The sequence below is a fragment of the Paraburkholderia sediminicola genome (assembly GCF_046026855.1).
Lineage (GTDB): Bacteria > Pseudomonadota > Gammaproteobacteria > Burkholderiales > Burkholderiaceae > Paraburkholderia > Paraburkholderia sediminicola_A.
On sequence record NZ_JAQQET010000003.1, the window covers coordinates 239,667 to 264,164 of the forward strand.

Consider the following 24,498-nt stretch of genomic DNA (forward strand, 5'->3'; position numbering starts at 1 on the left):
CGTTACTACCTACACTGGAACAGCATGACTACTTTCAGGGCGCCTTCGCAACCGGGTTCTCCGCGGCAGTGAATGTGCCACACGCCGGGTGCCGAACTACTTTCACCGTGGCTAGCAGGCCAATTGCGGCTGCGGAAAACGCGGCCATCAGAAGCAGCATCGGGCCGTAGCCGTTCAGGCGAGTGGCGCCATAGGCAATTCCGACTGCGCCCACCCCGGAGCCAAACTGGAAGATCGCGAAGATGCTGCAATAGAGCTTTCCGTATGCAAACGTGCCAAAGTGCCGACGCACATAGAAGCCAAGCAGATCGATCTCCGCGCCTATGCCAATACCAATCAGGGCGGCCAGCACATTCATTGAAACCGGATGGGCACCCAGCAGGGCAAATCCGGCAAAGCCAAGAGTCGGTCCGAGCAGCGACACAGCTGTAACGAGCGCCGGCGGTAACCTGTCGAGCAAGTACCCGGCTGCAAGCCGGCCGAGAATCACCCCCACGCCCATTATCGATTGCGCAGCCGCGGCTTGCCCCGTCGACACGCCGTCGCGAAGCAGCATCGGAACCATATGTAGCGCAATCCCCGTCGTGTTGAATCCGAGCAGCATGAACGCGACGATCAACGCCCAGAACGCATGCTGCCTGAGTGCTTCCCGCACCGTCACGTCGCGGTCCTGCATGCCGGCGCGACGCATGTGAGGGCGCCACTGGAATCCTCGATCAGCCGGTTTATCGTAGAGGTTGAAGTACACCATAGGCAGCACGACGACCATGCTCAGCGCGCCAATCCATACGTAAGCGAGACGCCATCCGTAGGCCACCAACAACGTGTGAGTCAATGCAGGAATCACCGCGGCCCCTAGCCCGGCGCCAATTGCCGCCACGCCGAGCGCCAAACCCAGACGATCGTCGAACCATGCAGCGATGGCTTTGGCATACGAACCGACCCAGGTGCCCGCGCCCAGTAGAGGAATCAGCAACCAGCCGATATAAAAGACCAACAAGCTGTCCGGCAGGAAATACATCGAGGCGAAACTCAAACAGAGCAATGGCAACGACACCAGGACGACTCGGCGCGCGCCGAAACGGTCGATCAAGATGCCTTGCGCGAAAGCCGACACGATCCCGCTTAACGAAACAAGCGTATTCGCGAATGAGATCTGTGTCAGCGACCAGCCGAACTCCGCCTGCAATGGCCTGACAAACATGCCGAGCCCGTAGATTGTCAACGTGCTCGCCCCTCCGACCAGCCCGATCAATGCGGCAAAAACGACCCGCCATTGAGCAATCGCCAGCCGTCGCGGCGAATCCTGCGGACTGACTGCCTCCCTGTCGTGCATAGTGTCTCCTTGGCCCGGGGGCCCGGTATCCTGACTGGACTTTAACGTGTCCCCAAGAGGGTACAGATCGTTCCAGTTCATTTTTTTGACCGTTTGTCCGGCCGGTCGCAGCCGCCTGCTCCGCCGTCGCGGCCGCCGGACATCAGGCGCATGACATGATTCAGCGCCCCTGGAATTTAGGCGACCGCTTGCCCAGGAACGCGGACATACCTTCCTGGTTGTCCTCGGTCCGGATCAGAACTGATTGACCCAGGCGTTCAAGCATACGGCCCGTTTCGGTATCGACGTTCTGACAAGCATTGATAATGTGTTTGGCCATGCCCATTGCCTGCGGCGCTTTCGTCAGGAGTTTGCGCGCAAACGCCATGGTGTCGGCCATCAGTGCTTCATCCTCGCATAGCCGGGTAGCGAGACCGATCCGGAACGCCGACTCGGCGTCGACAGGTTCGACCGCCATGATCATCTCCTTCAGGCGGCCCATGCCGATCATCTGGATCATCCGTGAGCACGCGCCCGAAGCGGGAATAACGCCGAGCTGGTTTTCCGGCAGAAGAAACGTCGCGGAACGCGCGGCCATCCTGAAGTCGCACGCTATCGCCATTTCCACGCCGCCGCCGGCGCAGATGCCGTTGATCGCGGCAATGACCGGTTTTTCGATCGACTCGATCTCGTCGAAGAGTTCGTGATTGGCGCGAACGTAGGCGCGATACTGTGAGGTCTTCAGGTTGTTTTCATAGTCGAGCCCGGCCACGTCCCTGCCGGCACAGAATGCGCGTCCTTCGCCGGTGATGACAATGACGCGGACCTCGTCGTCGAAATTCGCCTTCCAGATCACGTTACGCATCTCACGAATCATCCGCTCGTCGAACGCGTTGAGCTTGTTCGGACGCGCAAGGGCGATTGTGACAATGCCGTCGTCGGTCATATGGACCTTGATGGTTTTCAACTCGTCGACCGTCTCCAGAAAACCAGCGGGGTGGCCGTCTTTATCGATTACGACAGACCCATTGCTTGATGACATCGTGTATCTCCTGTTGCATTGTTAACCACCTGACTGCGTGTTCAGTTGCGCACTCAATTGCGTGCGTCCAGCCACATGTGCCTCATGTCCCGGCCGGCGGGGCATCCAGCAGCCGATAGCGGCCGTCGTCGTCCCTGCCGATACGGCCTTGTGCGTATAAGGGCTCCAGCGCCTCGAGGACATCACGGCCGTCGCGGGAACGGCTGGCGGCCATTAACTCCAGAAAGCTCGCCGGACCAGCCGCAAGCGCCTCCCCGAGGCCATCGTATGGAGACGTGCCAAGGCGGGGCGGAGCCGGTATGACATAGTGCGGCGTGGACGCGGCCGTCAGTGGCTTCGTACAGTCGAAGCCTGCCTTGGCGCCGGATCGAAGCCCGCCAAGCGAGGGGTCGATCGGCACCGCCCGAAAGCCCCCTCCCACGATCAGATCCTTGTCCGCCTGAAAGCGCGTGGCCAATGCCCAGTCGATGTGGCCATCGTTAAAGACATCGAGATCGTCGTCGACGACAAATACGTGCTTGACGTCCGCCACCGACCCGAACACTGCCGCGATCGCGTTACGGGCTTCGCCGGGATAACGCTGACGGATCGAGACACGCACGTTAAACATGCCGCCGCACGAAGGCGACGAACACACCGCGACCGGTTCGCGTACCGCCTGCAGGAGCGACGACCAGACTGTCGATTCCGTTTTTGCGGCCACGAGTTGCGCGGTGTCGGTGCCGCCTAGCGAACGTCCGCCGATAGTAACGGTCTGGAATAACGCATCGGAACGGTGGGTGATAGCCGTCAGGTGAAAGACGGGATTTCGCTTGACCTCACCGTAGTAGCCGAGGAACTCGCCATAGGGGCCCTCCGCTGCGGAAAATCCGCGGTGGTCCAGGTAGCCTTCAAGAACATATTCCGCATCGGCCGGTACCCAGACGTCGATGCTCCGGCATTTGACGATCGGCACCGAAGCGCCGCGCAGCGCACCCATCAAACCGAGCTCGTCAGTGGCGCGCGACGCGAACGTGGCGGCAAGGAAGTCAATCGGATGACAACCGACCACATAAGCTACTTCCACGCGTTCACCACGCTGCGTTGCAGCCTGATAGATCGCTCTCAGGTCGCTCGGCGCATTCAGATCCACGCCGGCTTCATGACGCCCGCGCAGCATCATGCGGCGGCAACCGACATTGGTGCCGCCCGTCGACGGGTCCCGTGCAAAGTCGATGCTCGCCGAGATATACGGTGCACCGTCGAGGGCATGCTGAAGATGTACGGGCAAACTGAGGAGGCTGGCCTCAGCACCGGTTTTTACGACGGCCTGAACCGGTGCCTGCTCCGAAGTGAGCGGCGTCGGCGCAATCTCCGTGTTGCCGCGTTGACGCAACACCTCCGGCAATTCCTGTTCGCTAACGCCGAAAGCGAGCGCAAGACGCCGGCGCGAGCCCATCACATTACCCACCAGCTCGGCCCGCTCGGCGCCGACGGATTTGAACCACACTGCCTGATCACTCTCGTCGAGTATCCTGCCGACGTCGATCAGATCAATGGGTTCCTCGTAGATCCGACACTCTCCTTGCGAGCAGAGCGACTCAACAAAATTCCGGAGGCGAAACTGTTCAACGTCGATCATCATGGCTTCGACTCCTCGATATACCGGGCCCGAATCTGGTTCGTCGCAATTTTTCCCGGACCGCTCTTGGGAAGCGGCGCATCGCTTATGTATATTCTCTTGGGCAGCTTGTAGCCGCCTATCCGCGTCCGGCAATACCCGAGCAAGTCGGCTTCGTTAAGGGTCCCGGCTTGTACACCTTCGGCATAGACCACCGCGCGAACCTCCTCTCCCCACTCGACACTAGGCACGCCAAACACCGCTGCCTCGGTCACGCCGGGGCAGCCAAGCAGAACGTTCTGGACCTCCGCTGGATAGATGTTTTCTCCTCCGCTGATGACCATTTCCTTTCTGCGGCCGGCGATCTGATAGCGGCCGTGGTGGTCACGTCGCCCGATGTCCCCAGTTCGATACCAGCCATCGTGCGTGAATACGGCATCGGTCATCTCGGGCTTCTGCCAGTAATGCCTGAACACGCGAGGACCACGAATCAATATTTCACCGGGTTCACCATCCGGGACGCCATTACCCGCATCATCCACGAGACGAATCTGCGTATGCAGTGTCGGGTGGCCGACCGTGTTCATCGCCTGCTGCGGCGTCGGGTTATCGTCGCGCACCTCGTGACATACAAAGCCCGAGCCTTCAGTCAGGCCGTATGCCTGCAACATCGAACACCCGAGCGTCTCATGACAGCGCTGGTACACGGCATCCTGCATCGGCGAACCACCGTAGCTGATCAACTCGAGCGAGCTCACGTCGTAGTTCGCGATCGACGGTTCTCGCACGATTCTGTCGAGCAAGGTGGGTGGCAGGCTGGTCTTGGTGATGCGTTCAGCCTCGACCAGCGGGCCGAACTCGTCAGGTGAAAAATGATTGATGATGTGTCGCCCTCCCACAAGCGTGATGGCCCAGATTGCAAACGCATCGACCAGATGAAACATCGGCGACGCGTGCAGCCAGCCGTCGCGCCGTTTCATCTCGAGCGAAACGAGTGCGTCGAGCGCACTCGCTGTCAGATTGCCACGCGTCAGACAAACGCCCTTCGGATGACCTGTGGTGCCGCTTGTGTAGAAGATTTGCGCAACGTCGTCAGTGGCGCTTTCGATAGAACTTGCGTCGAAATCGGCCGGCTGGCCCGAATACAGCAACGCTTCATACTCGTTGTCACCGCGGATAGGGTCACTGTCGGACCAGACCACCGTCTGACCCGCGCGCCCACGGTAGCGGCTTTCGGCAAACAGCAAACGCAGCCCCGTATCGGCGACGATATAGTCGATCTCGACATCGGACAGGCGGAAGTTGATTGGCACATGAATCAATCCAGCGAGTGAGCAAGCCAGGTTGACCTCGATGAAGCGAAAGCTGTTTCTGCCGAGAAATCCAACCCGATCGCCACGTTGCAAGCCAAGTCTGGTCATGGCGCCAGCAAGCCGCAGGACGCGTTCGACCAGTTCACCATAGGTCTGCCGCACCGGACCGTCGACAATGGCCGGATGATCGGCAAATAGTGACTGCGCTCGCGCCAGCAGGTTGTCATAAATGGGCATAGGTAAAATTCTGCCTGCAAGGAATCAATCAATTATCAAATCCGGATCACTTCAGATAGATTCGGCATCCGAAGTTATTGAAAAAATAATTCGTAATCAGAATCGGTATCGCGTCTTATCCGGATCTCGTGGGGAGATCACGCACCAACTTCAGGATCGTGTCCGGCGCCTCCACATGCGGGTTGTGCCCGAGGTCACCCAGATCGACAACGGGCGAATGCATATTGCGCAGCGTGTCGAGCTTGACCATTGGGTCGCGTCGGCCGGCAGCCAGAACGATGGGGCAAGTCGCCGCTGCGAGCATCGGGGCGAGAGGCGGTCCACCCACGCCCGCCGTCGCAGGGTCCGCCGCCAGCCGCCAACCGTGCACGTCTTCCACAACGCCCGTTGCCGCAACGGGGTCGTCTTCCGGCACAAGACCGGCAAGCCCTGCTACCTTCAGATAGAAGCTCAGCGCTTCGCCTCGTGACGCGAAATACTTTGGAGTTGCACTTGCGCGCCGGGCCGCCATGTCCTTCTCCTCATCGGTCCAGACTACCTTGACACTAAATGCCGCCACGGCATACACGGCCGCACCGAACCACTGGCTGGCAAGCAGGACGCCGATGATTCCGCCCAGGGAATGCGCCAGCACATACACCCGGCCGCCGGCAGGCAGCACACGAGCAATGCTTGCCGCCTGTGAGCCAGCGGCGTAGCTCGCCGCTTTCGACGAACGGCCATGCCCTGGCAAATCGGGCGCTAGCCACTGCCCCCTCCATTGCCCTGGTAGACGGCTAACAAGCGGCCTCCAGACGTCCGCCGTGGCGCCTAAACCATGCAACAACAGCAGAACGTCATCACCTTCGCCACCCGACAATGTGAACAATTCGGCGTCCTCCCTGGCTTCACCCGCTCCATAGTTTTTCATCGGAAATTGCACCGTTTCATTAAAGCGAGCGGCGCCCAGATTCGCACGTGGGTAGACCGCGCCACTACGCCATGCAACGTGCGCAGCCTGCCGTCGTTGTGCATACAGCGTGTCTCCTTTCTGCCAGAACTATTCTTGTGGCCGACACCGCATGCTTCAACATGCCATCTGTTGCATGTCAGGCATCAAACAGGTGACGGCCTCTTCGCGTCACTATAGATGTCGGCTATCAAAGCATTCTCAAAGGATCACTCACTGATCCCCTCGAGTTCGCCCGCCCTGGCACGAGAGCCCTTGAATGCAAATGGATAGATATTTTCAGTATCCTCACGCGAGGATAGAACCCGGTGGCGCGGCGAAATGGCGACCGTCGAGATGCGTCAGGTAATCGGGTATGTCTGGGGGAAACCCTTGGGTCTGACTGGATTGCCTTGTAGCGAGGCACGAGGAACGAGGCGCACAGTTGTCCAAACGACTTGACGCCTGAACCAGATAGCTACTGCATAGACTCGTCAGGACGAGCACGACCACGGTATGGAGAATGGTCTGACGGTTTGCGTAGTCTTGCGGTTTGCACCGGAGAAAACAGATGGCGCGCTAGCTCACAAGCCCTTGACCAAAAGCCCCGACGCACCGGCCTTCTGGTGAGTAAAGCGGCGCAACAATACGCCGTTGGCGGGAACAGCTGCCGCCTTTAGTCACCAGCGTGACGTCTCCAGCCCAACTGCCGCGTTCGAGTGCCAGACCCAGGATATCGTCGGCCAGACGGGAGTCACGGTTCGGTGCATACAACATCGTCAACGAGCGGCCAAACATTTCGGACTTGCTGAATCCAAATACCTGCTCGGATCTTTCGTTCCAGCCAACTATCCGGTGGTTCATATCAGTCACGACCACGGGCTGTGGGATCTGCTCGACGATAAACGCGTAGTCCTCGATCCTGTAAGGGGTTGCACTCACATGCCCGGCGTTATCGCGGATCGCTTGATAGGTCGACACGAGTCTGACCGACGGCCGGGTATCCAGTTCTCGATCCAGGTCGGCGGCAAGCTTTTCGAAATGGGCAATGGCCAGACTCCTGACGCCCTGCCGGGCGTAGATTTCCATGATGCGGCAATGCGCCTGCTCGTCGAACGGGTCGACCTTCAGCAACGACCGGCTCACGCGCAGCAGGTCGTCATTGTCCAAGGGCTCGCCACCTGTCGATATCAATGCACCGATACTGCGCTGGGCAATACGGCGGAAACGCTCCTGTTCTGCGAGCAGCCAGTGGTCAAACGGCTCTTCGTCGAGCGCCATGCCTGCGAGGAAATCGCCTTGATATAAGCGGTCAGCTGTGTGCGAAGCCTCGGCTGTAGAGTCACCGGCCAATCTGATCAGTTCCAGCGCGTCGACCTTAATGGTTTCCTTGCCGATCCACACCATTTGGCCGTGCGTACAGACTACGTCGCTTCCAACGACGCGCTTCAGGTCATAGAGCGCCTGGCTAAGACTATGGCGGGAGCGAACTTCGTCATCGCGCCCCCAGAAGATGGGTGCAAGGATGGCGCGTGTGAAAACCTTCTCTGGATGCACAGCAAGGTAGGCTAGCAAAGCCATTTGCTTGCGAGTCTGAATAGCGAGCGGGACGCCACCGGTATCAAGAAGCGCAAAGCCTCCCAACGTGATCATCTGGAACATCTTCATGCTGCGTCTCCACCCCGTGATCGCGACCTCGCCACCATTGAAGTGTGTGCCTCAACAGTCGCACCCGTTCCGGTCCAGCGACTACCCGCCTGCCATCCTGCGCCAGGGAGCCCGGCGGCCTCGGCGGGCCACGCTGAAATGAAGAATCAGTCTAACAATGGTGGCTTTACGCCGCAAGAAATTGTCGTAGGCTATCCCCGCGGATGAATTAGTGAACGCATCGGCGCCGCGGCCGTACGATTCTGCCTTTGCCTGGCAGCGGGGCGAATTGAGCAACCGTGAATTCACGGCTATCGGTGAATGTACTAACGCTACTGCAACGCAGCGAAAGTTAACGCCATTGTTCGTCGTGGCATCTGCCGATGCGGCAAGGCAAGCGATTCGGTTCCAGTCCAATAAAGCCGACCACCGGAAGACCGCGTCAGAGGCGCCCTGTCCATCGTTTAACGAGCCCGCTATCGATACCGAATAAATCAAGTAACCGCCCCACGGTGTGATCTACCACATCCTCAAGCGACTGCGGCAGCGCGTAAAGCGCCGGAACAATAGGTGCAATAACCGCACCCATTTCCGACAAATTGGTCATCGTTCGCAAATGGCCCGTATGCAGGGGTGTTTCTCTGATCCCGAGTACGAGACGTCTGCGCTCTTTGAGGACCACGTCAGCCGCACGACTCAGGAGCGATGAGGTGACTCCCGTGCAGATTTCACTCATGGTCCGCACCGAGCAAGGCAGCACCAGCATGCCCATGGTGATGAATGAGCCCGACGAAATGGCAGCCCCGATATCGGAAGCGGGATACCAGGCGTGGGCTAACTCCCGCAGGGCGACGGAGCTTGTTCCTACCTCATGCTTCAATGTTAATTCCGCCGCCTTGCTTACGACCAGATGCGCTTCAACATCGCATTCACGCAATATCTGGAGTGCCCGGACGCCATACACAGCGCCGCTTGCCCCGCTGATTCCTACGATAAGACGTCTTGGCTCGCGCTCCGTCACTTTGTCTCCACTTGTCGCGTCAACAGCAGTCCTGGTCTTATAACTGTCGCCAGCGTAGTCTCGTATCATCAAACGAATATCAAATTATTTCCTCCGTCTCTTATCGCGCCGCTCTTCAAGGCCTCGCAACGCCTCGCCGCCTGTTTGGAAAACGCCATTGAAGTCGACGAAAGTCATTCGCTATCGCGGTTATCGCGCGCTAACGTTACCGAGTTCGGAGGAGTTAAAGATGTCGCGTAAATCGAGCACCGCCTGCCGTACGAACGGCAGGCGAAGTATCGAAGCGTCACCAACGTGAGTTATCGCGTCGCGGTCTATCACGTACGCGTGACCTCTGGGACGGGCGCTTCGAACTCGCACGCCAGATCGAATGACGGCCGTTGTAGCCACAACCAATTTGTCCAACCCCACGAGTTTCGGAGTTTCGGACACCGCTAGGATACGAAGGCCGTAAACGAAAAATGGGTTACAAGCCGAAACTTGTAACCCATTGATTTCTTTGGTCGGGGCGAGAGGATTTGAACCTCCGACCACACGCCCCCCAGGCGTGTGCGCTACCAGGCTGCGCTACGCCCCGAACAGCTAATAATTATAACAGACACTTCAAGCGATTAAAACCGCCCCGCGCTAACAAAGCAAACTAGTGGCCCAACACATCGATCACATGCAGCAATTCCTTGCGCAACTGCTCGACGTCCACCGTGGCGGCTGCCGGCGCCGCTGCGCCCTCGCCTTCCTCGACCAGATCAGCCGGTGCGCCGTGCGCGCCACCGCCATGTGAATCAAGCCGGTTGCGCGCACCGTTGATCGTGAAGCCCTGCTCATACAGCAGCTCACGAATCCGCCGGATCAACAGCACCTCGTGGTGCTGGTAGTACCGACGATTGCCGCGTCGCTTGACCGGCCTCAACTGCGTGAATTCCTGTTCCCAATAGCGCAACACATGCGGTTTCACGCCGCATAGTTCGCTGACCTCACCAATCGTGAAGTAGCGCTTCGCCGGAATCGGAGGCAAGACGACTTTTTCGATCGTCGCTGTCATCGTCAGTTAGCCGTCGTGGTGGGTTGCGCAGGAACGCGCCAATCGATCAGCGCGCGAAGCTCGCTTCAGCGCCGTTTTCGACCAGCGCTTTCAGCTTTTGACTTGCATGGAACGTCACAACGCGGCGCGCGGCGATTGGAATCGCCTCGCCGGTCTTCGGGTTTCTGCCGGGACGCTGGGGTTTGTCGCGCAACTGAAAGTTGCCGAACCCCGACAGCTTCACGCTGTCGCCACTCTCCAGCGCATCGCGGATCACCTCGAAGAACGCTTCGACCATGTCTTTCGCTTCCCGCTTGTTGAGCCCGACATTGTCGAACAGCAACTCGGCAAGTTCCGCCTTGGTAAGCGTCGGCGTTTCGGGGGAAACAGCCGCGGGTGATGTCGGAATATCGCGAATCATGGCGCTGCGTTGCGCCGTAAGAAGGGCTTCGAAATCACTCGAGTTCATTTCATTCATATCTATCAAATGGCGCGCCAAGCAGAAACGGAGGTTGCGAAAAAATGCCGTGCAAATGTTAAATGCGGGTTATCCACGCAACCGTGCGCCATATACTCGAGCCAGACGTTCCACCAGAGTTTGAATGGCCAGATCGACCGTTTCATCCTGAAGGGTCCCGCCAGTATCTTGCAAGGTCACACGGAACGCAAGGCTTTTCTCATGAGCAGCCAGACCACCGGAAGTGTTTGATTTTGGACGGAATTCGTCAAAAAGCGCAACCTTCTGGACAGTCTTGCAGGCCTCTTCGGATTGAGCCTTCTGGAGCTCGTCCAGCAGTGCCTGCACCTCGATTTTCTGATCGACGACCAGCGCAATATCGCGACGCACAGGCGGGAATTTAGACACTTCCGCCGGAGTCGGCAATACGCGCTGCATTAATGCTTCTGCTTCGATTTCAAACAGAATCGGCGCATGCGGCAAATCATATTTCTGCATCCAGCGCGGGTGCAATTCACCAATCCAGCCCACTGCTCGGCCATTCAGTTCAATACGCGCACTGCGGCCCGGATGCAATGCTGGATGCTCCGCTTTCACGAAGCGTGCCACGGCCGGCGCGAGCACGGCTTCCAGATCGCCCTTCACGTCGAAATAATCGACCGTGCGCGTTTGCGCGCCCCACTGCTCTTCGAGCGAGGGACCGTAGGCGAGGCCGCCGATCATCTTCGGCTGCGCGAAACCTTCTACCGTCAGCTCGCCTGCCTTGATCGACGGATCGTGCAGGAAGACGCGGCCGGCTTCGAACACGCGTACGCGATCGGCCGCGCGACGGTTCAGATTCGTGCGCAGCACATTGATCAGGCTGCCGAACAGCGTGGTACGCATCACCGACAACTGGCTTGCAATCGGATTCAACAGACGTACCGGCTTGTCGTTGCCGGCAAAGTCCGACTCCCACTCGGCGTCCACGAAACTGAAGTTGACCGTTTCCGCGTAGTCGCGCGCGGCGAGTGCATGACGGATCACGTGAATCGAGCGCTGCGTTTCGTTGGTCGGCAGCATTTCACTGGTCGCGACCGGCGGACGTGCGGGAATCTTTTCGAAGCCGTAAATTCGCGCAACTTCTTCGATCAGGTCTTCTTCGATTTCGATATCGAAGCGGTACGACGGCGGCATCACCGAGAACGTATCGCCCTCGCGTTCGAAGGTGAGGCCGAGGCGCGTGAATATTTGCGCGATTTCGTCCGCATCGATCTTGATGCCGATGATGCGGTTCGCACGCGAGACCCGCATCTTCACTGGCTCACGCTTCGGCACGTTGACGGTCTGATCGTCGACGGGGCCGGCTTCGCCGCCGCAGATATCGAGGATCAGTTGAGTGATACGTTCGATGTGTTCGACGGTGGTCGCGTAATCGACGCCGCGCTCGAAACGATGGCCTGCATCGGTCGAGAAGTTGTACTTACGCGAGCGCCCGCGAATGCTATCGGGCCACCAGAACGCAGCTTCGAGATAGATGTTGGTGGTGTCGAGCGTGACTGCCGTGCTGTCGCCGCCCATGATGCCGGCGAGACTTTCGATGTGCTGTTCGTCGGCAATCACGCCGACGGTTTCGTCGAGTTCGACAGTGTTGCCGTTCAGCAGCTTGAGCGTTTCGCCCTTACGACCCCAACGCACGTCCATGCCGCCGTGGATCTTATCCAGATCGAACACGTGCGACGGGCGGCCCAGTTCGAGCATCACATAGTTCGAAATGTCGACGAGCGCGGAGATGCTGCGCTGACCCGAGCGTTCGAGACGCTGCACCATCCATTGCGGTGACTTCGCGCGCGCATTCACGCCGCGAATCACGCGGCCCGAAAAACGGCCACACAGATCGGGCGCCGAGATTTTGACGGGCAACGTTTCGTTGAGCTTGACTTCAACCGGTTTGATCTCGAGCGGGCGCAGCGGCGCACCGGTGATGGCCGAGGTTTCGCGCGCCACGCCGAACACCGACAGGCAGTCCGCCTTGTTCGGCGTCAGCTTGATTTCGAAAACCGTGTCGTCGAGCTTGAGCGTTTCGCGGATGTCCTGGCCGATCGGCGTATCTTCCGGCAGGATCATCAGGCCGCTATGATCTTCCGAGAGCTTCAGTTCGCGCGCCGAGCACAGCATGCCCTGGCTTTCCACGCCGCGCAGCTTCGAGAGCTTGATCGCGAACGGCGTGCCGCCCTCTTCGGCCGGCGGCAGTTGCGCGCCAACCAACGCAACCGGCACCTTGATGCCGGGCGCGACATTCGGCGCACCGCACACGATGTTCAGCGTCACGCCCGTACCAGCGTCGACCTGACACACGTTGAGCTTATCTGCGTCGGGGTGCTTGACGACTTCCAGCACCTGGCCGACGACGATCTTCGAGGTCGGCGGCGCAGCCGGCCGCAGGTCTTCGACTTCGAGACCCGCCATCGTCAACGCGTGCGACAGCTCATCGGTCGTCAGTTGCGGGTCGACAAAGGTTCTCAGCCAGGATTCCGGGAATTGCATGGTTCTGTGTACGTTCTGATCAGGTTAGGTCCACGTCCGGCAGATGCTTCGATGCCCGTCATTAACGAGCACTGCCGGGGACGCTGCTGCGGCACTGCGTGCAGTGCCGCGCTCTATGCTTGTCGCGTTCGTACGCGCCAGTTCACGCGAATTGACGCAGGAAACGCAGGTCGTTTTCGAAGAACAGACGCAGGTCTTGCACGCCGTAACGCAACATGGTGAGCCGCTCGAGCCCGCTGCCAAAAGCAAAACCAATATAGCGCTCGGGGTCGAGACCCATGTTGCGGATCACCGTGGGGTGAACCTGGCCGGAGCCCGAAATTTCGAGCCACTTGCCGGCGTTCTTGCCCGTTTCGAACAGCATGTCGATTTCAGCCGACGGTTCGGTGAACGGAAAGTACGACGGACGGAAGCGCACCTGAATATCGTCGCGCTCGAAGAATTTCTTGAGGAAGTCGGAGTAGACGCCCTTCAGGTCCGCGAAGCTGATGTTCTCGTCGATCCACAGCCCTTCGACCTGGTTGAACATCGGCGAATGCGTTGCATCGCTGTCCACACGATACGTGCGGCCCGGCACGATCACCTTGATCGGCGGCGTGTTGGTGCGAGCGTAGCGCACCTGCATCGGGCTGGTGTGCGTGCGCAACAGCAGTTGACGGCCGTCGGCATCTTTGCCGTCGACGTAAAAAGTGTCCTGCATTGAACGCGCCGGATGGTTCTCCGGGCTGTTCAGCGAGGTGAAGTTGTACCAGTCGGTTTCGATTTCGGGGCCGTCGGCCACGTCGAATCCGATCGACCGGAAAATCTGTTCGACGCGCTCCCATGTGCGCATGACTGGGTGCAGACTGCCTGCACCGGTGCCACGGCCGGGCAGCGTGACGTCGATGGCTTCAGCGGCGAGGCGCTGGTTCAGCAACGCGTCGGCCAGCGCCTGACGGCGGGCCGTTAACGCGGCTTCCACTTGTTGCTTGACGAGGTTGATCCGAGCGCCTTCGGTCTTGCGCGTTTCGGGATCGAGCTTGCCAAGGCCCTTCAATAGCTCGGTCAGCGCACCCGATTTGCCGAGAAAGCGCGCTTTCTCGTTCTCGAGGGTGGTGACGTCAGAGGCTTCTGCGAAGGCTTTTTGCGCGTCGGCGACAATCTGGTCCAGATCCATTGATCCCATCATTTCAACGTCAGTGTTCTATCGAAGCAAAACTGGCTCTACCAACAAAAACGGGGCTCGGTGAGGAGCCCCGTTTTTGCTGCAGCGTCACCGAGACTACCGGATATTCACTGCAACGAACCACGCAGTTTAATTGCCCAAAGCGCAATCAGGCTGCAACGGCGGCTTTCACCTGCTGAACGATCGCAGCAAAAGCAGCCTTGTCGAACACAGCCATGTCGGCCAGCACCTTGCGGTCGAGTTCGATCGAAGCCTTCTTCAGGCCGTTGATGAACACGCTGTACGTCATGTCGTGCTGACGCACCGCCGCGTTGATACGCGTGATCCACAATGCACGGAACACACGCTTCTTGTTGCGGCGATCGCGGTAGGCGTATTGGCCTGCGCGCATGACCGCCTGCTTGGCGATGCGATAGACGTTATTGCGACGGCCGCGGTAACCCTTGGCCAGCTTGATGATCTTCTTGTGACGGGCCCGTGCGGTAACCCCACGTTTGACTCTAGGCATAATTAGCTCCTGTGAGTTTTAGTTAAGGGTTAAGCGAACGGCAGCATTGCGCGCACGGAGTTCATATCTGACTCATGAACTGACGTGGAACCGCGCAGATGGCGTTTGTTCTTGGTGGTCTTCTTGGTAAGAATGTGGCGCTTGAAGGCTTGACCGCGCTTGACGGTACCGCCCGGACGCACCACGAAGCGCTTCGCAGCACTCTTCTTGGTCTTCATCTTCGGCATGACAACTCCATTATTAGATGGATATGGGTGTGCGGTCGACCAGATGGCCATTACCCGCCCTTCGAAACCCATTCCACTTGGTATGCAGACCACCAATACCGCCGGCGGCCGCTTTTCAGGACGCGGCGCCTATTTGCATAGGCACCGCTCCGAAACCTGCCGATACCGCGCCGGACACCCGGCACAGCATCGTTTCAATCGCGAACAACCGGAGCGCGCACCGTACGGCGCGCCGCCGCTCCAATCGCTTACTTCTTTTTCTTCGGAGCGATCACCATGATCATCTGGCGACCTTCCATTTTCGGCATCTGCTCGACCTGACCGACTTCGTCAAGGTCCGTGCGCAGGCGCTCAAGCACGCGCATACCGATTTCCTGGTGAGCCATTTCGCGGCCACGGAAACGCAACGTGATTTTCGTCTTGTCGCCGTCGTCGAGGAAGCGGATGAGGTTGCGCAGCTTGACGTTGTAATCGCCGTCATCGGTGCCCGGGCGGAACTTGACTTCCTTGACCTGGACGACCTTCTGCTTGAGCTTGGCCTCGTGCTGCTTCTTCGCTTCCGAGTACTTGAACTTGCCGTAATCCATCAAACGGCAGACCGGCGGCACCGCTTGCGGAGCGATTTCGACCAGATCCACATCTTGCTGTTCCGACATGCGGAACGCATCAGCGAGTTTCACGATGCCGAGCGGTTCGTTCTCGACTCCGACCAGACGCACCTCGGGTGCTGTAATCTCACCGTTGATGCGGTGCGCAGACTTATCAGTAGCGATGTTACGTTTCCTCTAAAAATTAAAAAAACGAGCCGGGCTGCCAAGTGGCTCAGTTGAACGACTGCACGTCCTGGCGCAGACGCTCAATGAAGGTATCGAGAGGCATCACACCCAGATCGACACCACCACGGGCACGCACGGCTACCGTTTGGGCTTCACGCTCTTTGTCGCCGACCACGAGCAGGTACGGCACCTTTTCTAGCGTGTGCTCCCGTATTTTATAGCTAATCTTCTCGTTGCGCAAATCGGCCTCTACTCTAACCCCTTGTTTTTGCAACGATTGGGCTAGCGACTGTGCATATTCGGTCTGATTTTCCGCGATATTCATCACCACAACCTGCATGGGCGCGAGCCACGACGGCATTGCACCAGCATGGTGCTCGATCAGAATACCGAGAAAGCGCTCCATTGATCCGACGATTGCCCGGTGCAGCATGATCGGGCGGCGACGGCCGTTGTCTTCGGCGACGTATTCGGCGCCCAGGCGCTCCGGCAACACCATATCGAGCTGCAAGGTGCCGCACTGCCACGAGCGGCCGAGGGCGTCCTTGATGTGATATTCGACTTTCGGGCCATAGAATGCGCCCTCGCCCGGCAATTCTTCCCACGTCACGCCGCAGGCCGTCAGCGCGTCGCGCAGGCCCTGCTCGGCACGATCCCACGTCTCATCGGTGCCGGCACGTGAATCCGGGCGCAGCGACAGCTTGATCTCGACGTTGTCGAAGCCAAAATCCTTGTAGACACTCATCGCCAACGTGTTGAACGCGATCGATTCGCTGATGAACTGGTCTTCGGTACAGAAAATGTGCGCATCGTCCTGCACGAATCCACGCACGCGCATCAGTCCATGCAGCGCGCCCGACGATTCATTACGGTGGCACGAACCGAACTCCGCGTAACGCAGCGGCAGATCGCGATACGAGCGCAGACCGTGGTTGAACACCTGCACATGACCCGGGCAATTCATCGGCTTGATCGCGTAGTCGCGCTTTTCCGATTCGGTCGTGAACATGTTTTCACGATAGTTCTGCCAGTGGCCCGACGCTTCCCAGAGCGAGCGGTCCATGATCATCGGGGTCTTGATCTCGAGGTAGCCGGCGTCATTCACGCGGCGGCGCATGTACTGCTCGACCTGCTGCCACAGTGTCCAGCCACGCGGATGCCAGAACACCATGCCCGGCGACTCGTCTTGCATGTGAAACAGATCGAGTTGTTTGCCGAGCTTGCGGTGGTCGCGCTTTTCCGCCTCTTCGAGCATGTGCAGATACGCTTCCTGGTCTTCCTTCTTCGTCCAGGCCGTACCGTAGATGCGCTGCAACTGCTCGTTCTTCGAATCACCGCGCCAATAGGCGCCCGCAAGCTTCATCAGCTTGAAGACCTTCAGCTTGCCGGTAGACGGCACGTGCGGACCGCGGCACAGGTCGGTGAAACTGCCGTGCGAGTACAGCTTGATTTCGTCGGTAACAGGGATCGACTCAATGATCTCGGCCTTGTACTTTTCGCCGATGCTCTTGAAGTAGTCCACTGCTTCGTCGCGCGACACCACGCGGCGCGAAACCGGCTCGTCTTTCTTCGCGAGCTCCTGCATGCGCTTTTCGATCTTCTCGAGATCTTCAGGCGTGAAAGGACGGCTGTACGCGAAGTCGTAGTAGAAGCCGTTGTCGATAACCGGACCGATCGTGACTTGCGCTTCCGGAAACAGATCCTTCACCGCGTACGCGAGCAAGTGCGCCGTGGAGTGGCGAATGATGTCGAGACCGTCGGCGTCTTTTTCGGTGACGATGGCAAGCGCCACGTCGTGATCGATCAGCGTGGACGTATCGACCAGTTCACCGTCGATCTTGCCGCCGAGCGCGGCCTTCGCGAGGCCGGGGCCGATCGAGGCGGCCACTTCGGCGACGGTCACCGGATGCTCGTACTGTCGAACAGAACCGTCAGGCAGACGTATCGAAACCATTGCGTTCTCCGTGGTGCCGACCGGCGGCGGCACATACAACCATCAAATAAGCCAAAAAAAATGCGGCCCCGCTTTCGAGGGGCCGCATTCACATTTCCTGCAAACTACATTGGCGAAAGTGGTCCTCGACTAGCGTCGCTCCGAAGTAATTTCGGTCAACGTTCGCGGTGTCATACCCTACTCGCCTTTTTGCGCCGAGGCGCTTACTGCAGTTTGCGAAACCCCGGCAAAACCGGAATTTCTCTTTCGTTGGTAGGCTCGATTGGACTCGAACCAACGACCCCCACCATGTCAAGGTGGTGCTCTAACCAGCTGAGCTACGAGCCTGAAGAAACGAGATTATATGGAGCGCCACACCGCTTGGCAAGTACTTTTATGCACCGACTTTAAATTTCTACTCACACGCGCGGGCGCGTCTAGCCGCGCCTAATCGATACCTGCTGGCACCCCCGCCATCTCGCCCGAGCTTCAATTCTTGCGTGAAGCGCGCATCACGCCCGTTACTTCACCGAGTAACGCACACGCGCGCTGAATTTGCGCCGCGCTCGATACCTCGACCGTGAATTGCATGAAGGCGGCGTTACGGCGCGACTGCGTTTTCACGCCGATCACATTCATCTTCTCGCGCGCGAAAACTTCGGAGATATCCCGTAGCAGACCTTGCCGATCCGTTGCCTCAATGCTGAGGTCGACAGGATAGACCGATTGCCCGCGGCCGCTCATGACATCTGCCGACCATGCGGTTTGCAACACACGCTCCGGCGCGCGATCGGCCATGCGCAGGAAGGTCGGGCAATCGCTGCGGTGAATCGACATGCCCTTGCCGCGCGTGACAAACCCGCTGATGTCGTCAGGCGGTGCGGGCCGGCAGCAGCGCGCGAGTTGCGTAAGCAACGCGTCGACGCCAACCACCAGCACGCCCGTGGAAGCCCCGCGTGCGACGCTCGCGCCGCTACTACGCTTCTCGAAGTGTTCCGGCGCTTCGACTATGGGCTCAGGCGGCGGCGCATCATGCAGCGCCTGCTCAACGAGCCGAAGACTGAACTCTTCTTTGCCGACCACCGAGAACAGGTCGTCAGTGGCCTTGAAGCCAAGCTTGGCGGCGAGCTGATCGAGATTGACCGACGTCTTGCCTTCGCGCTGCAGGGTTTTTTCGACCATCGCACGGCCGCTCGCGATGTGCTCCTGCACTTCGACCGCGTTGAACCACGCGCGCACTTTCTGCCGTGCCCGATGGCTCTGCAAATATCCGAGTTGCGGGTTGAGCCAGTCACGCGACGGACCACCCTCTTTCACCGCGACGATCTCGACAGTCTGACCGTTCTGCAGATGTGTGTTGAGCGGCACCATCGCACCGTCGACACGCGCGCCGCGGCAGCGGTGCCCCAGTTCGCTATGCAGGTGATACGCGAAGTCCACCGGAGTCGCGCCGTGCGGCAACGGAATCACGCGCGCTTGCGGCGTGAGCACGTAGATGTGGTCGTCGTCGAGCGTAGCCTGCCGCAGTTGCTCCCACGGCTGCGCCGCGCGCTTCTCGCCATGCTCGCCTTCCGAGACTTCGTCTTTCCACGCGAGCAGCTGACGCAACCACGCGATCTTCTCGTCGTACTTCTCATTGGCGCTGAACTGGCCACCGTAACCACGCGCGCCCGCTTCCTTATAACGCCAGTGCGCCGCCACGCCATACTCGGCGAACTGATGCATCTCCTGCGTTCGGATCTGCACTTCGAACGCCCGGCCGTCGTCGCCGATCACAACTGTGTGCAGCGATTTGTAGCCGTTCGGCTTCGGCCGCGAGATGTAGTCGTCGAACTCTTTCGGCACCGGCTGCCACAGGTTGTGCACGATGCCGAGCACGGTGTAGCAATCCTTGATGTCCGGCACGATCACGCGAAACGCGCGCACGTCGTACAGTTCGGCGAAATCCAGCTCCTTGCCGCGCATCTTGCGCCAGATGCTATAGATATGTTTGGGTCGGCCGCTAACTTCGGCCTGCACATTCGCCGCAGCCAACTCGCGCTGCAGCCGCTCGATCGCCTGCGCGACATAACTCTCGCGCTCCACGCGCTTCTCGTCGAGCAGCTTGGCGATGCGCTTGTAAGTGACCGGCTCTTCGAAACGCAACGCGAGATCTTCGAGCTCCCATTTCAGTTGCCAGATGCCCAGACGGTTGGCGAGCGGCGCGTAAATATCGAGCGTCTCGCGCGCGACATCAGGCGACGGCGTGATTTTCGCCGCCGCGTAATAACGCAGCGATTGCAAGCGCGACGCTAGCCGTATCAGCACCACGCGAATATCTTGCGCGAACGCGAGCAGCATCTTGCGCAGCGCCTCGACCTGCGCTCGGCGCGCGGCCTGCGCATCGCGCCCGGCTTCAGGCATCGCATTCTGCGCGGCGCGCAAGCTCACCGTACCCAGGCGCAGCAACTTGCGCACGTCGCCGACCAGTTGCGCGACTTCTTCGCCGAAGTTATCGGCGATCACGCGCTCAGGGTCCTGCAAATGCGGCGTCAGCGCAAACAAGGCCGCCGCCAGCACAGCTGGCGGATCGACGTTGAGCGTGCGCATGATCGACGCCGTACCCCCCGCATGATCCGCCAGCAACTCGCCCGATGAGAGCCGCACTTCGCCCGCGTGTTCGCGCACGAACGCCATCGCTTCGTCGAAGGAAGGGATGGGGGACGGCGTGCTCGTAACGATTTCGGTAGTCATGGTGCGACGGCCCACTGGGCCAGACGGATCAACGGAATTTCAACAACAACTGCGAGGCCAGGCTCAGCCAGGCTCAATCGCGCTGCGCCGCGACCACGACGATTTCGACGAGGCACTTCGGGTTAGCGAGCTTCGCTTCGACGGTAGCGCGCGGCGGCGTGGCACCTTGTGCGACCCACTCGTCCCACACTGCGTTCATGCCGGCGAAGTGCACCATGTCCGAGATGTAGATCTGCACGGACAGCAAATGCGACTTGTCACTGTTCACTTCTTCGAGCAGACGGTCGATGTGGCCGAGCACTTCGCGCGTCTGACCCGTGATGTCCTGATCCGCGTCTTCGGCGATCTGGCCGGCGAGGTACACGGTGCCGTTGTACACAGCGGTTTCCGAGAGGCGCTTGCCGACGTGGTGACGAATGACTGCCATGAAGAATCCTGGGGTTGGTTGAAAATTGATCGCAAATGCGTTCCGCATTGCACCCACGCATTGCGTCCAATAGAGGACGCCGCGCGGAACTCGATATTATGACGCGTCAGCGGGCGGCCCGATAAAGAACCGCCTCGCGAGGTCGATCTGATCGGCCGACAGAAACGCCGGCGCATGCCCGACGCCCGCAATTTCGGTGCTGGATACAGCACGCCCGGCCTCCACCATCTTCGCGACGGTCTCGCGCGAGAGCAGATCCGATTGCTCGCCGCGCACCACCAGCACCGGCCCCTGAAACGCAGCCAGCGAATGCCACAGTGCGGCCTCGCCGAGTTTGGCCGCCTCTTCGGTTGTCGCGGCAAACGGCTGTGCGATCCGCGGGTCGTAGCGGAACAACCATGCGCCGTCCTGCTCGTGCAAAAGCGGCGTATTGATCTCGCGCCACTCCTCTGGCGTGAGCGGACCGAAGGTTTGCGCAAGCAACGCGGCGTAATCGATGCCCTGCTGCAGCGTTTCGAAACGCACGGGCTTGCCAAGGTATTCGCCGATGCGCTGCACCGCCACCGGCTCCAGATGCGGTCCGACGTCGTTCAACAACATTTTACGAATCGGCGTTTCCGGCAGGCCGGCCAGCGCGAGCCCGATCAAACCGCCCATCGAGGTACCGAACCAGTCGACCGTTTCGACGTTCAGGCGTGCGATCAGCGTAACCATATCGGCGACGTACTGCGGCACGCTATAGAAGTTGGGGTTGGCGAGCCACGAAGACAAGCCCCGCCCCGCCACATCCGGACACACCACGCGGTAAGTGCCGGCGAATTCCGCCGCGAGGCGGTCGAAATCGCGCCCGGAGCGCGTCAAGCCGTGCACGCACAGCAGCACACGTGGATTAGCGGGGTCGCCCCACTCGGTGTAGGCGATCCGGTGCAGGCCACCGGCGCTCGCGCACTGCACATAACGTTGGCGGGGCGCGGGCCGCTCGGCGGTGGAAGCGGACGTCTCGGTCATCTGGGTTCCTTGCAAAAGCGCTATGGGCTCGGCGCAGACCAAGCGGCGGGGAATGAACGTCGAATCTTGAAACGATTGTAAACCGCTTTGCCGCGCGGCAAGGATCGGCCAAACGGCCTAAGACGCGCCAGGACGCTCCAGGGTAACGCCGCGGCGCCGGCGCGCCGATGCGGGCAGCGCAAAACGGCACGAAAAGACGGCATCAAAACAAAACGGGCGAGACTCGCGCCTCGCCCGTTTACAACCTCGCTTCAATTCGCTTCGCAAGCCGCCCCGCGACCCACAAGGCAACTCGCGTTGCCGCCAGCTTCCGTCACAAAGACCGAAGTGGACGGCTCACACCACCCTTCAGCTCACCGCGCTCACATCCAGCGGCGCGCCCGTCTTCGCCTTGATTTCCTCAACGCTGACGCCCGGCGCCAGCTCAGTCAGCTTCAGACCATCTTCCGTGACTTCGATCACGCCGAGATCAGTGATGATCTGATCGACCACGCCCACGCCCGTCAGCGGCAACGTGCATTCTTCGAGGATCTTGTGCTGGTCGCCCTTCGCGACATGTTCCATCAGTACGACCACGCGCTTGACGCCCGCGACCAGATCCATCGCGCCGCCCATGCCCTTGATCATCTTGCCCGGGATCATCCAGTTGGCCAGATCGCCCTTCTTGCTGATCTGCATCGCGCCCAGAATCGCCAGGTTGATGTGGCCGCCGCGAATCATCGCGAACGAATCCGCCGACGAGAAAATCGACGAACCCGGCAACGTGGTCACCGTCTGCTTGCCGGCGTTGATCAGATCGGCATCCACTTCTTCTTCGGTCGGCGACGGGCCGATGCCGAGCAGGCCGTTCTCCGACTGCAGCCACACTTCGACGCCCGCCGGCACGTGGTTCGCCACCAGCGTCGGCAAGCCGATACCGAGGTTGACGTAGAAACCGTCCTGCAATTCCTTCGCCGCGCGTGCGGCCATTTCGTCACGAGTCCATGCCATGATCAGTCTCCTTTCGCGCGCACGATGCGTTGTTCAATGCGTTTTTCCGGATTCGCATTGAGCACAATGCGCTGCACGAAAATGCCCGGCGTGTGGATCGCATCCGGATCGAGTTCGCCCATCTCAACGATTTCCTCGACCTCCACGACGGTAATCTTGCCGGCCATCGCGCACATCGGGTTGAAGTTGCGCGCGGTGCGGCGATAGATCAGGTTGCCCGATTTGTCAGCCTTCCATGCCTTGACCAAAGCGACATCGGCCGTCAGCGAATGTTCGAGCACGTAGTGGTTCTCGCCGAACTGGCGGGTTTCCTTGCCCTCGGCGATCAGCGTGCCGTAGCCCGTGTTCGTGAAGAAGGCCGGAATGCCCGAACCACCGGCGCGCAGCTTTTCGGCGAGCGTGCCTTGCGGCGTAAATTCGAGTTCGAGTTCGCCGGCCAGATACTGGCGTTCGAACTCTTTGTTCTCGCCCACGTACGACGAAATCATCTTCTTGACCTGGCGCGTTTCGAGCAACAGACCGAGGCCGAAACCGTCGACGCCCGCATTGTTGCTGATGCAGGTGATGCCTTGCACCTTCGAATCGCGCAGCGCCGCGATCAGCGCCTCGGGAATGCCGCACAGCCCGAAACCGCCGACGGCAAACGTCTGCCCGTCCTTGACGATGTCTTTCAGCGCCTCGGCGGCGCCTGGATAGACCTTGTTCATCAGTATGTCCCTTCCTTTATGGAAACCCGAAACCGGGGCACCGGCCGCCGGTACGCCGGCTGCCGGATCGTTGCGACCTCGATATGACGTTCAGCGGACAAACGCCCGACACGTCATTCTAGTCATCCGCGGCAGCCCATGCGCTCAGGCTGCCCTGCTTGGCGCCTACGCCTGCTGCGGACGCTTCGCCGCGTTGTGATATGCCCGAAAGGGTACGCTGGGCGCGCCATGCGGCACAATACGCAAAAATACATAAGTACTTGCCTCCAACCCATGCCCGCACTGGATTACCAAACCGCGTTTCACCTCGCCCCGATCGGACTCGTACTGTCACGCGAACGGATCATTGAAGACTGCAACGACGAGCTGGCGTCGATATTCGGCTGCACGCGCGAGGCGCTGCTCGGCCAGTCGTTCCAGGTGCTATATCCGTCGACGGACGAATTCGAGCGGATCGGAGCGCGAATTCCACCGATCATGACCGCGCAAGGCAGCTACGCTGACGACCGGATCATGAAGCGGGCCAACGGGGAATTGTTCTGGTGCCACGTGACCGGCCGCGCACAGGAACGCGCCGACGCGCATGCCGCCGGTGTGTGGACCTTCGAGGATTTGAGCGCGACGCGGCGCGTGGCGGTCGAATTGACGCCGCGCGAACGGGAAATCGCCGCGCAGCTGGTGACGGGTAAAACCAGCAAGCAGATCGGGCGGGCGCTGGATATCAGCCCGCGCACGGTCGATGTCTACCGCGCGCGGCTGATGCGCAAATACGATACGGGGAACGCGACCGAGCTGCTGCAGCGTTTGCTCGGGCACTGAGGGCTCGGGCGTTGAGCGCCTCGGCTTTGGCGGCTCGGGCATAAAGCCGGGCGCTGGAAAACCGGCTCTGAGGCGGCCTGTAACGCGCGCGACGCTAA

21 protein-coding genes and 2 tRNA genes are annotated in these 24,498 nt (G+C 59.9%); 1 reads left to right on the forward strand and 22 read right to left on the reverse strand.

Going from position 1 to position 24,498, the window contains the following annotated elements:
* Positions 1-34: 34 nt before the first annotated feature.
* The 22 genes from PQR40_RS05025 to PQR40_RS05130 all read right to left on the reverse strand — a co-directional run bounded on the left by PQR40_RS05025 (position 35) and on the right by PQR40_RS05130 (position 23,581).
* The gene (locus tag PQR40_RS05025) at positions 35-1,336 is read right to left on the reverse strand and encodes an MFS transporter (RefSeq protein WP_408333564.1); all 1,302 of its coding nucleotides are present in this window, start codon (positions 1,334-1,336) and stop codon (positions 35-37) included.
* A gap of 160 nt (positions 1,337-1,496) precedes the next feature.
* Positions 1,497-2,357: an enoyl-CoA hydratase/isomerase family protein gene (locus PQR40_RS05030; RefSeq protein WP_408228782.1), complete on the reverse strand. Its 861-nt coding sequence runs from the start codon at positions 2,355-2,357 to the stop codon at positions 1,497-1,499.
* Between the two features lie 82 nt (positions 2,358-2,439).
* Positions 2,440-3,981, reverse strand: coding sequence for a UbiD family decarboxylase (locus tag PQR40_RS05035; protein WP_408508544.1), 1,542 nt, complete (start codon positions 3,979-3,981; stop codon positions 2,440-2,442).
* A complete protein-coding gene (locus tag PQR40_RS05040; protein WP_408508545.1) occupies positions 3,978-5,507 on the reverse strand; it encodes a class I adenylate-forming enzyme family protein in 1,530 nt (509 codons plus the stop codon). Before PQR40_RS05040 ends, PQR40_RS05035 begins: the two co-directional genes overlap by 4 nt.
* A gap of 115 nt (positions 5,508-5,622) precedes the next feature.
* On the reverse strand, positions 5,623-6,417 hold the full coding sequence (locus PQR40_RS05045) for an alpha/beta fold hydrolase (RefSeq protein WP_408508546.1): 795 nt from the start codon (positions 6,415-6,417) through the stop codon (positions 5,623-5,625).
* A 597-nt stretch (positions 6,418-7,014) separates the two neighbouring features.
* Positions 7,015-8,103 (reverse strand): BTAD domain-containing putative transcriptional regulator, encoded by a 1,089-nt coding sequence (locus tag PQR40_RS05050; RefSeq protein ID WP_408508547.1) that lies wholly within the window; start codon positions 8,101-8,103, stop codon positions 7,015-7,017.
* Positions 8,104-8,524: 421 nt separating this feature from the next.
* Positions 8,525-9,103, reverse strand: a complete 579-nt coding sequence (locus PQR40_RS05055; protein WP_408228767.1) for a UbiX family flavin prenyltransferase — start codon at positions 9,101-9,103, stop codon at positions 8,525-8,527.
* A gap of 500 nt (positions 9,104-9,603) precedes the next feature.
* Positions 9,604-9,680 (reverse strand) — tRNA-Pro (locus PQR40_RS05060).
* A 63-nt stretch (positions 9,681-9,743) separates the two neighbouring features.
* Positions 9,744-10,145: a MerR family transcriptional regulator gene (locus tag PQR40_RS05065; protein WP_408228764.1), complete on the reverse strand. Its 402-nt coding sequence runs from the start codon at positions 10,143-10,145 to the stop codon at positions 9,744-9,746.
* 46 nt (positions 10,146-10,191) lie between these two features.
* Positions 10,192-10,602, reverse strand: a complete 411-nt coding sequence (locus tag PQR40_RS05070) for an integration host factor subunit alpha (protein WP_325044244.1) — start codon at positions 10,600-10,602, stop codon at positions 10,192-10,194.
* Positions 10,603-10,671: 69 nt separating this feature from the next.
* Complete coding sequence (gene pheT, locus PQR40_RS05075) at positions 10,672-13,107, reverse strand: phenylalanine--tRNA ligase subunit beta (RefSeq protein ID WP_408333575.1); 2,436 nt, start codon at positions 13,105-13,107, stop codon at positions 10,672-10,674.
* A 142-nt stretch (positions 13,108-13,249) separates the two neighbouring features.
* The gene (gene pheS / locus PQR40_RS05080; RefSeq protein WP_074282769.1) at positions 13,250-14,263 is read right to left on the reverse strand and encodes a phenylalanine--tRNA ligase subunit alpha; all 1,014 of its coding nucleotides are present in this window, start codon (positions 14,261-14,263) and stop codon (positions 13,250-13,252) included.
* Between the two features lie 157 nt (positions 14,264-14,420).
* Positions 14,421-14,780, reverse strand: coding sequence for a 50S ribosomal protein L20 (rplT, locus tag PQR40_RS05085; RefSeq protein WP_006052502.1), 360 nt, complete (start codon positions 14,778-14,780; stop codon positions 14,421-14,423).
* A gap of 29 nt (positions 14,781-14,809) precedes the next feature.
* Positions 14,810-15,007 carry a 50S ribosomal protein L35 gene (rpmI, locus tag PQR40_RS05090; protein WP_074282768.1) on the reverse strand — a complete coding sequence of 66 codons (198 nt, stop codon included), beginning with the start codon at positions 15,005-15,007 and terminating at the stop codon, positions 14,810-14,812.
* 248 nt (positions 15,008-15,255) lie between these two features.
* Positions 15,256-15,780 (reverse strand): translation initiation factor IF-3, encoded by a 525-nt coding sequence (infC, locus tag PQR40_RS05095; protein ID WP_325044246.1) that lies wholly within the window; start codon positions 15,778-15,780, stop codon positions 15,256-15,258.
* Positions 15,781-15,829: 49 nt separating this feature from the next.
* On the reverse strand, positions 15,830-17,737 hold the full coding sequence (gene thrS / locus PQR40_RS05100) for a threonine--tRNA ligase (RefSeq protein ID WP_408228758.1): 1,908 nt from the start codon (positions 17,735-17,737) through the stop codon (positions 15,830-15,832).
* A 250-nt stretch (positions 17,738-17,987) separates the two neighbouring features.
* A tRNA-Val gene (locus PQR40_RS05105) sits at positions 17,988-18,064 on the reverse strand.
* A 141-nt stretch (positions 18,065-18,205) separates the two neighbouring features.
* Complete coding sequence (locus PQR40_RS05110) at positions 18,206-20,449, reverse strand: RelA/SpoT family protein (protein WP_408508548.1); 2,244 nt, start codon at positions 20,447-20,449, stop codon at positions 18,206-18,208.
* A gap of 73 nt (positions 20,450-20,522) precedes the next feature.
* Positions 20,523-20,876 carry a RidA family protein gene (locus PQR40_RS05115; protein ID WP_028200195.1) on the reverse strand — a complete coding sequence of 118 codons (354 nt, stop codon included), beginning with the start codon at positions 20,874-20,876 and terminating at the stop codon, positions 20,523-20,525.
* 96 nt (positions 20,877-20,972) lie between these two features.
* Complete coding sequence (locus tag PQR40_RS05120) at positions 20,973-21,884, reverse strand: alpha/beta fold hydrolase (protein ID WP_408508549.1); 912 nt, start codon at positions 21,882-21,884, stop codon at positions 20,973-20,975.
* Between the two features lie 348 nt (positions 21,885-22,232).
* Positions 22,233-22,874 carry a CoA transferase subunit B gene (locus PQR40_RS05125; protein WP_074282763.1) on the reverse strand — a complete coding sequence of 214 codons (642 nt, stop codon included), beginning with the start codon at positions 22,872-22,874 and terminating at the stop codon, positions 22,233-22,235.
* 2 nt (positions 22,875-22,876) lie between these two features.
* Positions 22,877-23,581 carry a CoA transferase subunit A gene (locus PQR40_RS05130; RefSeq protein WP_408228746.1) on the reverse strand — a complete coding sequence of 235 codons (705 nt, stop codon included), beginning with the start codon at positions 23,579-23,581 and terminating at the stop codon, positions 22,877-22,879.
* Positions 23,582-23,854: 273 nt separating this feature from the next.
* Here PQR40_RS05130 and PQR40_RS05135 point away from each other — a divergent pair, with 273 nt between their 5' ends.
* Positions 23,855-24,400, forward strand: a complete 546-nt coding sequence (locus PQR40_RS05135) for a LuxR C-terminal-related transcriptional regulator (protein WP_408228743.1) — start codon at positions 23,855-23,857, stop codon at positions 24,398-24,400.
* Positions 24,401-24,498: the final 98 nt, after the last annotated feature.